Consider the following 11,801-nt stretch of genomic DNA (forward strand, 5'->3'; position numbering starts at 1 on the left):
CATCATCATTCGGATTTTTGAGGTGATTTGCATGACCAATAAGGCAATTGTGCTCGATTTGGATGGCACGACATTGAACGAAAGAAATACTGTGAATGAGACGCTGGAACAATGCATAGGCGAACTGAGGGAAAGCGGTAAGCTGATTTTCATTGCAACAGGAAGAACGATGGAAGAAGTGAGGGACGTTTTGCCGTCAGGCATGGAAGCCGATGGAATGGTGACTGCCAATGGAATGTCCGTATTCATCGGAAAGAAACAGATTGTCGAACACGCCCTGTCGACGGAACTTGTGGAAGAATTGGTCGATAAAGCAGGAGCGGAAGAGATTTTTTACGAAGTTCATCCGAACGCTGGAACACGAATGGCATTACTTAAAGATAAAGACTATATGGTTAAACAAGGTTTGATGCCAAAGCCGGAGACAGTGGATGAAAATGAATGGCTATCAAGGCAGGATGCAGTGGAAGACAAAATAAGATGGTCAGAACAACTGGATATAAGCAGTGTAGCCAAAATCTACTTCTTCAGCAATGAAATGAATACGATTCGAAGATGGAAAGCGGAGTTGGAGAAAATCAAGCAGTACAATGCCTTTACCACAGCTTCCTCCACCCATCATAATGTAGAAGTGACCGTGGAAGGCATCACAAAAGCAACAGGCGTTCAACTGCTGCTGAAACATTTCAAGCTGGCACCGGAAAATATCCTGGCCGTAGGCGATGGTGAAAATGACCTCCCGCTATTTAAACTCGCCGGGCGTTGCGTGGCCATGAAAAATGCCACGGACCTGGTCAAAGAACAGGCCGATGAAGTGACGGAGTATTCATATCGAGAAGATGGACTGTATCGCTTTTTGAAGGGGAAGTTTAACTGATATAATCTGGAAGGCAAAGCGCGTCCTGGGGACCTCCCCAGGACGAGCTTTGTTGGATAATCGAAGGGGAATTTATCCATCAATACCTGCTGTCCAATTAATATCTACCTAATTTGAACAAAACGGTATAAGTTTGATCATTGTGTTCCCAAACTACGGACACAACTGTACCTTTTGATGGCTTAGGTGTCTAAGTAAAAATCATCTGAAAAAAGAGGCAGAAAAGTAATTGAGCCATCTTCCGCCCTTCCTTCTTCAAAACTATTGATTCTTGTATTGATTTTATCATTTTCTTTACCTACAATGGCTTTTACAGTTACCTTATCGTTATTTCTTTGTTTTAAATACCTTCCCACCCAGATGGTTCACTGGAATCTATATTCTTCGAATAAGTTACCTTCCACATTCTATTGGCTGAAGTTCCTGATATTACTATACTTGAGTCATACCAATAAAAGCAGATTCCAATGAGAGCTTACGGTATTATAACTTTTAAATATTTACTTCTAATCATAAAACCCACTTCATGTTATCCTCCAATATTGATCAATTAGTTGTAATTTATCTGCATTTTACCCTAAATGGAAAAAAGGTTTATTGTTCTTTTTTTCTGAAATCAGCTGGAACATGTTTTTGAGGGTATAAAATTTGATTTCCACTCCAGGCCCTCGGCGTTCTTGCGCCTGTGGGGTCTCCCTTGGATGCATTCTTCCCGCAGGAGTCTCGTACCTTCCGTTCCAATCAACTTTAGCTGGAACGGAACTATGATTTTAGGACAAGAATCTTAAATGGTTTTTGACTGTATTATGAAACCCTCAATGGATTGAAGAAATTTGTGACACTCCTGCCGAATAACTGGCTAGACGAGACCCCGCAGGCGCTTGCTTTGATGAGGCTTGGCAGACAGTCGGCGGAAAGGGAGCGGATTTCTGAAACTCCGAACGTTTCTTAATATTGCAGGCATTTCTACAGTCTGGAGCCCATCTTTATAGATGGATCTTCCTTCTATAGGAAGATAAGCTTTAAATTCTCCTATTTTTCGAAAAGTTCAACCAGACGCAATTCAAAACCCAAAACAGTACCATAACTGGAAGTAAAATTTTAAATATTATGATATATTAAAGGGAAATCATAATGTTTATATTGATATAGATCCGTTATTTTAGTTTCCTAGGATAACAATTTCTAGACATGGAAAGGATTAATGAAGCATGAAGAGAGTGACGACAGAAGATGTGGCAAAAATAGCGGGTGTTTCACAATCGACAGTATCCAGGGTTTTAAATGATTATCCCTATATTAAGAAAAATACGCGTGACAAGGTTCTTGCTGTAATTAATGAGCTGGGATTTACAAGGGATGAAATTGCCAGAAGCCTTGTTGAAAAAAGGACCAAATCAATAGGCTTAATATTAGGAAGCATTTCAAATCCATTCTTTGCCGAAACGGCGGAAGTCATCATAGAGAGGGCACAAGAATTAAAATATGATGTCATCGTCTACAACACGGGGCATAAAGATGAAAACTTGGAACAAGCCATTAATTTGCTGATTGGTAAAAGGGTAGAGGGAATCATCCTTACAAGCGTTAGTAAAAATTATACTGAAAAAATCAAGAAGTTACATGATAATGGATTTCCAGTATTATTATATAATAGTTTCCTCGATATCAAGGACGTTAACTTTATCGTAATGGATAATAATAAAGGTGCCAGGCTCGCTGTCCAGCATCTATTAAAGTTAGGACATAAAAAAATAGCGAAAATATCCGGCCCATCCAAATACTTGGCAACTTATGAGCGAACGGTAGGTTATAAAGAAGAGATGATGGAAAACGGATATGAAATTGATGAAGGCATGATTTTCAATAGTGAATTTTCCTATGACAAGATTTATTCATTTACAAAAAAATTGTTGAAAAAGAAGGACAGGCCGACAGCAATCCTGGCCGCATCCGATCAGATGGCTCTAGCAGTCTTAGATGCAGCTTCAAACCTGAATTTGAAAATTCCTGATGATTTATCCGTTGTTGGGTTTGATAATATAAGATTGTCCGCTAATGAATTTATAGGGTTGACCACAATATCTCAACAAATGGATCAAATGTCTTTAACAGCTTTGGAAAAATTAATTTATCTCATAGAAAATAAAGAAGCATCATCTTCATCGATACAAATTTTCCTTAAGCCTGAACTGATGGTCCGTAAAACAACAGGGCCAGCACCCATGCATGATTAAGGGTAAAGGCCGGTTTTGGATTGGGCCTCAAGTGTATTAACACTCCTTAAAAAGAAATCGGTCTTTTAAAAATTTTTAGGCTTAATATTAGTTTTACTATTTACAAAAGTCGGAAAGTTGTTTATATTTTAATTTGTAATCGCTATCAATCATTTTGCAACATTTTGAATACGTATTCAAAATGAAAATGCAAAATGCCTGCGTGTACAAAAATAGCCTCGATGAGGTGAAGATAGGTGATAGATTGGATATAAATCATTTATTTAATTTAAACGGTAAAGTGGCCATCATTACAGGCGCCAGTAAGGGAATAGGTAAAGACTTAGGCCTTTTACTTGCGCAGGCTGGGGCCAATATAGCGATAGTGGCCCGCAATAAAGAGCAACTCGAGGAAGCCGCACATGAAATTGGGCAAACCGGTGCAAATGTTTTACCCGTTTCATTTGACTTAACAAAGGTTGAAGAAACGGCGAAAGTAATGGAAGGGATATATAAACACTTCGGTAAAATTGATATTTTAATAAATAATGCAGGAATAAACGTGGCAAAGCCAGCTGAAGTGTTGACAGCGCAAGAGTGGGATACAGTTCTGGACATTAATTTAAAAAGTGTATTTTTTACGAGCCAAGCTGCAGGGAAGTATATGATCGACCAAAAAAAAGGCAAGATCATAAATATGTCTTCACAAATGGCATTCGTCGGTTATTATAAACGGGCTGCATACTCCTCCAGTAAAGGGGGAATTACACAGCTGACGAAAGCGCTTGCGATAGAATGGGCACCGCATCAAGTCAATGTCAATGCCATTGCCCCAACCTTCATTGAAACGCCGATGACCAAGCCGATGTTTGAAGATGAAGCGTTCAAAACTGAAGTATTGAGTAGAATTCCGCTTGGCAGACTTGCTAAAACTGAGGATTTATTTGGCGGCGTGGTCTATCTCGCATCAGATTGTTCAGATATGGTGACAGGTCAAACATTGGTGGTTGATGGCGGTTGGACCGTCTGGTGATTTTTTTGAATACGTATTCAAAAGAGGGTGAAGAATGTCTGCTGCTCAAGTCTTTACCCTCTAAATAGATGGGTCTTGAAAATTGAGAAATGAAAAAATTAACGAACTGGGAAGGGGAAATTAAAATGTCAGTACAAGAGCCTAAAGTGAAAAAAGCGGTAACGAATGAGGAAATGGAAAACAATTGGATCGTCCGTTTTGATCAAATGAAATCAAAAGGAATACCGTTAATGTTCATTGATAGTATCATTCCGGGCCATCAACGTATCAACTATACATTAATAGGGGATACAGCAAGTGAAAATGATAATTTCACACCTGAAATTACCGAGCCGCATGGTTTTCAAATTGGAATGGTGAAAGCCCAAAAAGGAAACGGTCCTGCTTACCATACGCATGATTACATTGAATCCTTCCTTCCTCTCTCAGGAAAATGGCGCTTTTACTGGGGAAAGGGTCCTGATGAAATTGATGGCGAAACGATCATCGACCAATGGGACTTAATTTCATTACCGCCAGGTTTATGGAGAGGTTTCGAAAACATCAGTGAAGAAGATGCTTGGATCTTTGCCGTTCTTGAACAACATCAAGTATTTGATGGTAAAGACCCTTACTGGTCGCCAAAAGTGATCAAGGATGCAGCTGAATATGGATTCTTTGCCAATGATTTAGGAAAAATGATTAAACCGGATAACTTTGAAGAACTTGAAAAGGAAATTGCCGATAAATTGAAAATGGGTGAAAAATAAGGATGGATAAAGTGCCGCTCATTTTGCTTCCGGGGACACTTTGTGATGAACGTCTCTGGGAAACGGTGAACCTAACAGATCTGGCTGATGTGAAAGTCTGTGATGTGTCGAAGGCTGATACTATAGAAGGAATGGCAAAAACGGTATTGGAGGAGGCGCCTGACAGGTTCGCCCTTGCAGGATTATCACTGGGTGGCATCATTTCTTTGGAAATCATGCATCTGGCACCTGAACGGGTCATGAAATTGGCATTGCTTGATACAAATCCAAATCCTCCAAGCCTGGAACAAATCGAAGGTTGGGAAAGGTTCATCGATCTGGCGAATAACGGTCAATTTCTGGATATTACAATCAATCACCTTCTGCCGGTGTTAATCCACCCTGACCGTAGAAATGATGAAGCATTAGTTTCAAAGATTATCGATATGGCTGAAAAAATCGGTATTGAGGGGTATATCAATCAGTTAAAAGCAGTAATAACGCGTTCGGATCAACGTCCCATTCTTCCTGCCATTGCCTGTCCGACCATGATTTTGGTAGGAAGGGATGACAGGGTATGTCCCCTGCACATGTCCGAGTTTTTAACGGAAAACATCCCGGCGGCGAGTCTTGAAATCATAAGCCATTCAGGCCATTTAAGCCCTTTGGAACAGCCTGAAAAAGTAAGCGCTGCCTTGAGGAAATGGTTGTCAGGTGATTGAAATGCCGGGAACTGGATGTGATTTTTACCGTATTGAACGAGTCTGTAGAAAGAGAGGGAGACGATGAGGAAAATTGCCATAAAGGAAAAAATCAAACGTGGGGAACAAGTTCTTGGTGTGTTTTTAGGGATAAATTCCCCGCCATTAGTCGAAATGCTCGGTTATGCTGGCTTTGATTTTATCGTAATCGATGACGAGCATGGTGCATTCAGTCCTTCAGAGCTTGAAAATATTATCCGTACGGCTGATTCAGTCGGGCTCATCCCGATTGTCCGGGTTTCATATGACCCTTCCAGTATTCAAAAGGCTTTAGATCGTGGAGCAAAAGGTGTACAAGTACCAATGGTCAATACAAAAGAAGAGGCACTTGAGGTAGTTAAGCGGGCTAAATTCCCTCCATATGGAAATAGAGGAGTATCGTATTCCACCAGACCGGCGCGTTACGGAAAAGATGGCGGAAAACCCTATTTAGATGAGAGTAATGAAAATGTTATGATAATTGTGCATATTGAAACGCAAGCTGCAGCAAACAATTTTGAAGACATTGCAAAAGTTCCTGGTATTGATTTGGCATTTATCGGTTCTACAGACCTCTCGGTGAACATGGGATACCAACTAGAAGGGGCAAGTCATCCTGAAGTGCAAAAGGTCATCGATGAACTGTTCATAAAAGGGAAAGAGCTCGATATGCCAATTGGGACCGTTGCCAGTAACAGTACTGCCGCTAATGCGGCTTTTGACAAAGGCGCCCAATATGTCGGGGTCATATTGAATAATGTGATTACGTCTGCGTTAAATGATGTTGTCTCTGCAAGCAAGGCCACTCAATCTGTTAAATGACTTTACAAGAAGTACAGCATTTCAACGAAACTATTTAAACGAAAAGGATGGTTATAATGGCAGACAAAAAGACAGGTTCAGTGCAAGTAGCTCCAAAAGAAGAAAAAACAACAATGAATGCAAGCCAACCGGTCAAGAAAACACCTAACTTCATCTTCTATGCGGATGCTGAAGACGTTAATATGCTCGATACAAAAGATGATTATGATTACATTAATATAGAAGAAACGAATCAAAAGAAACAGAGAATGAACGGCTTTGACCCGGAATACAACAACATCGTTGATTATATTGTGAAAATCACACGGCAAATCTGGAAAGAGAAAGACATCGGACTTATTTACGATACGTATAGCACAAGCATATCCGTTCATAAAGGGTTGATCAATAGTCATGGGGTTAACGAAGTCATATCAGGTACGCTGCAAACATTGCATGCTTTTCCGGATCGGAAAGGGCTGGGATGGAGTGTAATCTGGTCAGGGGATGATGAAGCAGGATTTTTCACTTCACATCGAGGGCGTTCGGTTGCAACGAACCTTGGAGATAGTTTATACGGTCCTGCCACCGGAAAGAAAGTGATGTTCAGAACTAGTGCTGATTGTATGATTTTAAATAATAAGATTTACGAAGAATGGCTTGTGATGGATACATATCATCTTGTCCTCCAACTTGGGTTAGATCCGGTCGAGTTTGCTAAAAAAATGGCTAAAAGTACGCAGAAGCTTGCTCCCGCTATACAGTTTGGATTTAAAGAGACAGCAGAAACGGGACTTCCTCCAAAACTATTCACCCCATCTTCTGATGAGTTCGAGATAGGGGAGTTCATGCAGCTTGTATTCAATCGAATTTGGGCACGGCGCTCATTTAATTTTGTTCGGGAATTTTATGAGGAAAATGCGGTCGTTCATTATGTCTGCAACAAGGATGTAATCGGGGTAAGTGAAATTCAAGGAATGTTCATGAGCCTGTTTGCCTCCGTACCGAATGGGAAAGTGATCCTTGAAAGAGTAACGTGTAATAGACGCGGTTCTGACCGTGATTGGGATGTAGCAGTACGCTGGAGAATACAAGGCGTGCACGAAGGAACAGGATACTTCGGGGCCCCAAGCGGAAAGGCCATTGATATTGCTGGAATCAGTCACTATAAAATCCGTAATGAAAAAATTTCGGAGGAATGGTTATTGTTTGATGGGATGGAAGTGTTGCGTCAGATCTATTTGCCTGATGAAAACGAATCACAACAAGATGGTGACTCCGCAATGGATGATGGGAATTTTACCGGCGTATCATGATTGGCTAGTTGACGGCTGTGCTGCAGCCGTCCCTTCACTAAAAACGATTAGGGGGAAATTAGGATGGAATATATGAAAAAAGCGGCCGTATTTGAACAGACCTCTTCACATGAAGTAGAACAAACGGTGAAGACCATTATTGAAAATGTAAAAGCAGGCGGGGATGATGCCGTACGGGAATATGAAAGAAAATTCGGGGATTCCGATCGTCCGGTCCGGGTTAGTGAAGAAGAGATCGAGCGTTGTATAAGGACTCTTCCTGATGAGGTAAAAGTGCTGATTGATCGGGTCGTGGAAAGAGTATCCGATTTTGCTAAAGAACAGTTGAGCTGCCTAACTCCATTCGAAAAGGATTTTGGCGAAGGTATTAAGATGGGTCATAGAATCGTACCAATCGAAAAGGTGGGGGCTTATGTTCCAGGAGGACGATTCCCGTTATTATCATCAGGACCCATGGTCGTCGCCCCAGCAAAGGTAGCGGGAGCAAAAAGAATCGTTGCAGCAAGCCCGGCCAATTATGAAGGCGGCATCCATCCGGCCGTTTTATATGGCTTGATCCGTTCCGGTGCTACAGACATTTTTGCAATTGGCGGGGCGCAGGCGATTGCCGCGATGGCATATGGAACAGAATCCATCCCAGAAGTGGACATCATCGCTGGACCAGGAAATCGGTTTGTAGCGGAAGCAAAACGTCAAGTGTTCGGTAAAGTGGGCATAGACCTTATTGCCGGACCAAGTGAAGTGATGGTTTTTGCTGATGATTCCGCATCGCCTACGAAAATAGCGGCCGACTTACTGGCCCAGGCTGAACACGATCCGTATGCACGGGCCATTCTTGTCACAACGTCCCGAACGGTTGCCGAAGAAACTCAAAAAGCAATCGAAGGCTTTTTGAAAACCTTCTCACCATCTTCACCTGCACACGAATCGTGGGAAAAAAGAGGGGAAATCATCCTTGCAGATTCATTACAAGAAGGACTGGATATCTGCAATGATTATGCCATTGAACATTTACATTTGCATATCAAAAATAGCCGAGAATTGATGGGTAAACTAAATAATTATGGATCATTGTTCCTTGATGAAGGCAGTTCAGTCGTCTTCTCTGACAAAGTCTCTGGAACCAACCATACATTGCCGACCCAAAAGGCAGCAAGATATACGGGAGGACTTTGGGCAGGAAGTTATGTGAAAGTCATGACACATCAGGAAATCACAGGTCAGGGCATTCAATTCCTGGCATCCCATGCGGAAGATCAATCCGAAATCGAAGGCTTGGAAGGACATAAATTATCGGCAACGGTCAGGATGACATGAGTGCGCTCTAAATGATAGGAATTGCTGAAAACGCATTCAATTAAGGACATGCTTCTGGTGCAGCCGCTAGGAAGAAACGGATAATCCCATCCTGCCTGAAATTAGTGTCAGGTGGATGGGGCTATATCTGCAGATTAGATTTTAGCCCTGGAAAATATACGAGAATATGTGTAAACACATTAATAGCATCACCTTTCTGTCCTATAGACACGAAAGGGAGGGGAATGAAAGGGTGGAATATATGAACAAAACTAATAAATTTAATAATCGAAAAGAAACCATCTTATTCTTTATCATTAGCTTGTTGTTCTTTGTCACCATTACGGCATTTGATCCATTTATCTCCTCTTATGCTAAAGATCTGGGGTTCGATTCAGTTATTATAGGCAGTATAATCGGAATTTCAGGAATTGTGGCCTTATTGACACGACTTCCGATAGGCGTATTTTCGGATATGCTTCATAAACGAAGATTGTTTATCCAAATGGGGTTGCTGGTAACCATCGTAATGTGGACGCTTGCCTTTTTCATACCAAATGCCACAACATTGTACCTTGGGAAAATTTCGGACGGTTTAACTGGTTCCACCTGGGTTATTTACAATGTTATGTTCGCCTCGTATTTTGGTGTGAAGGAAGCTGTAAAAGCCGTAGCGATACTGGGTGTTGCATCGCCGGTAGGCTCCATACTAGGGACAACCATCGGTGCAGTAGTGGCCAATACTTATGGTTATCGCTATAGTTTTTTAGTGGCGGTGGCCGCCGCCATCATTGCGCTGGTTTTAACATTTTTCACAAAAGACCTAAGTATTAAAGGGGTAAAAGTAAAATACGATAAGAAAATACTTGTCGAGCAAATCACGGATAAAAAAATCTGGGTCATTTCCGTTTTGGCAACGGTTGCTTTGATGGTCACCATTGGAACAAGGGATACGTTCACACCTTTAGTTGCAACCGACCTTGGAGCCAATCCACTATTGATTGGAATGCTGGCAAACACTCACCTCATCATATATGGTTTAGCCGCAGGATTATGTGGAGCCCTTTTTTATAAAAAAATCGGTTTAATGAATACGGCGATTTTGGGAGCGGTATTACAAGGGGTCATAATCATATTGATTCCTTATGCGGGAAATTTAACGATGCTTTTTCTACTACAGGCATTTCAAGGTTTCGGTTACGGGTTAATCTTTACGGTCGTCACTTCCTGGGCTGTTGAAAATATACCAGAGATTAAACAATCTACGAGAATGGGCTTGTTCCAAAGTTTATATTCTGCTGGAATGTTTCTGGGCCCCGTCCTAATTGGCATCTTGATTGAAGTGTTTTCAAGATCCACAGGTTACCTGATCATGGGGGCATTATCAATTGCTTCTACGATTCTTATTAAAACCTCCATAAAACACTCAAAAAAAGAAGCTTCTAATGAAGGATATCCTCTTGAAGAGATGCTGTTGGAAAGAAAATGATCTTTTAAAAGGCAAGGGTAAAAGAGCAGACCTTAACGGGTTTGCTCTTTTTTTGTGCTAAGCCTTGCCGTACATCATGTAATCAATAAAATCCATGTAGGTTGTCTTAATGGCGTTTATGATTTTTATTCACAAAATTTTATTAATATTGACGGTATCAATCTATGACTTTATCATAACTACAGGATAATGATAATCATTTTCAATTATGAATGTATTCATTAGATAAGAAATTAAATGAATATAGATGAAGGAAGGGTGCAAAAAATGAGAGAATCTAGAAAAGCAAGAACATTTGGGGGAGGAGCATTCATCCTGTTATTTACGATCATGATGATGTTATCAGGATGTAATAATTCTCAAAAAACAACAAAAGCAGAGAAGACATCTGCCGAAACAAGTAATCAAGAAATAAGGACGATTAAGCATGAAATGGGAGAAACGGAAATTAAAAATACTCCTAAAAAAATAGTTGCGCTTGAGTTATCATTCGTTGATTCTTTAAATGCTCTAGACATAAAACCTATCGGGATTTCAGATGACAACAAAAAAGATATGATTACAAAACTCGTTGGTCAAGAAATAGATTATACTTCTGTAGGAACGCGTGAACAGCCTAATTTAGAGGTGATCAGTTCATTACAACCGGATTTAATCATTGCAGATGCTGAGCGGCATAAAGCGATTTATAAGGATTTACAGCAGATTGCTCCTACTGTTGTCTTAAAAAGTCGAGAATCTACCTATCAAGAAAATCTGGATTCTTTTAAAACGATTGCAAAGGCAGTAAATCTGGAAGAGGCTGCAGAAAAAAGATTAAGTGAACATGAAAAAACGATTAAGGAACTTAAATCGAAACTTACTGTTGATTCAAATATAACGGTTTTACCTGCAGTTGTAAGAGATACTTCATTCCAAGCTCATACTTCTTCTTCTTATGATGGGGAATTGCTTGAGCGCATGGGATTGAAAAATGCCATTCAGCAGGAACTGCCACATGCCGAGATGAATTTGGAGCAGCTTGTCGAGATTGATCCGGATGTGCTGCTTTTAGCGAACAATGAGGGTAAGTTACTTACTGATGAGTGGAAAGACAATCCTCTTTGGAAAAACTTGAAGGCTGTAAAAAATGGACAAGTGTATAGTGTTGATCGAGATTTATGGACGAGATACCGTGGTGTCGTATCCGCAGAGGCCATTGCTAAAGACACTTTAAACATGCTGGGTGAAGAATAGAAGAAAAAAGCGAAGTAAGAGATCTAATTCTTACTTCGCTTTCCATTAGGTTTAAATTTAGTTAGGAAG

At 40.7% G+C, this 11,801-nt stretch carries 11 protein-coding genes; 10 read left to right on the forward strand and 1 reads right to left on the reverse strand.

The window, feature by feature from the left end:
• The first annotated feature begins 31 nt into the window (after positions 1 to 31).
• On the forward strand, positions 32 to 877 hold the full coding sequence (locus IOC57_RS10155; protein WP_207438616.1) for an HAD family hydrolase: 846 nt from the start codon (positions 32 to 34) through the stop codon (positions 875 to 877).
• A 182-nt stretch (positions 878 to 1,059) separates the two neighbouring features.
• Here the strand turns inward: IOC57_RS10155 and IOC57_RS10160 are convergent, their stop codons facing one another.
• Positions 1,060 to 1,233, reverse strand: a complete 174-nt coding sequence (locus IOC57_RS10160) for a hypothetical protein (protein WP_207438617.1) — start codon at positions 1,231 to 1,233, stop codon at positions 1,060 to 1,062.
• 855 nt (positions 1,234 to 2,088) lie between these two features.
• Between IOC57_RS10160 and IOC57_RS10165 the strand changes: the two genes are divergently transcribed.
• The 9 genes from IOC57_RS10165 (at position 2,089) to IOC57_RS10205 (ending at position 11,732) form a co-directional block, all read left to right on the forward strand.
• Positions 2,089 to 3,114, forward strand: a complete 1,026-nt coding sequence (locus IOC57_RS10165; protein WP_207438618.1) for a LacI family DNA-binding transcriptional regulator — start codon at positions 2,089 to 2,091, stop codon at positions 3,112 to 3,114.
• A gap of 244 nt (positions 3,115 to 3,358) precedes the next feature.
• Positions 3,359 to 4,126, forward strand: a complete 768-nt coding sequence (locus IOC57_RS10170) for an SDR family NAD(P)-dependent oxidoreductase (RefSeq protein WP_286184699.1) — start codon at positions 3,359 to 3,361, stop codon at positions 4,124 to 4,126.
• 125 nt (positions 4,127 to 4,251) lie between these two features.
• Positions 4,252 to 4,875, forward strand: a complete 624-nt coding sequence (locus IOC57_RS10175; protein WP_207438619.1) for a cupin domain-containing protein — start codon at positions 4,252 to 4,254, stop codon at positions 4,873 to 4,875.
• A 2-nt stretch (positions 4,876 to 4,877) separates the two neighbouring features.
• Complete coding sequence (locus IOC57_RS10180; RefSeq protein ID WP_207438620.1) at positions 4,878 to 5,576, forward strand: alpha/beta fold hydrolase; 699 nt, start codon at positions 4,878 to 4,880, stop codon at positions 5,574 to 5,576.
• 63 nt (positions 5,577 to 5,639) lie between these two features.
• Entirely contained in the window at positions 5,640 to 6,416 is a 777-nt protein-coding gene (locus tag IOC57_RS10185; protein ID WP_207438621.1) for an HpcH/HpaI aldolase family protein, read from the forward strand.
• Positions 6,417 to 6,472: 56 nt separating this feature from the next.
• Positions 6,473 to 7,711 (forward strand): ester cyclase, encoded by a 1,239-nt coding sequence (locus IOC57_RS10190; RefSeq protein WP_207438622.1) that lies wholly within the window; start codon positions 6,473 to 6,475, stop codon positions 7,709 to 7,711.
• A 63-nt stretch (positions 7,712 to 7,774) separates the two neighbouring features.
• Complete coding sequence (hisD, locus tag IOC57_RS10195; RefSeq protein ID WP_207438623.1) at positions 7,775 to 9,028, forward strand: histidinol dehydrogenase; 1,254 nt, start codon at positions 7,775 to 7,777, stop codon at positions 9,026 to 9,028.
• Positions 9,029 to 9,269: 241 nt separating this feature from the next.
• The gene (locus IOC57_RS10200) at positions 9,270 to 10,496 is read left to right on the forward strand and encodes an MFS transporter (RefSeq protein ID WP_207438624.1); all 1,227 of its coding nucleotides are present in this window, start codon (positions 9,270 to 9,272) and stop codon (positions 10,494 to 10,496) included.
• A gap of 267 nt (positions 10,497 to 10,763) precedes the next feature.
• A complete protein-coding gene (locus IOC57_RS10205) occupies positions 10,764 to 11,732 on the forward strand; it encodes an ABC transporter substrate-binding protein (protein ID WP_286184704.1) in 969 nt (322 codons plus the stop codon).
• The last annotated feature ends 69 nt before the right edge of the window (positions 11,733 to 11,801 follow it).

This window comes from Bacillus sp. SD075, from assembly GCF_017355165.1.
GTDB lineage: Bacteria > Bacillota > Bacilli > Bacillales > DSM-1321 > Peribacillus.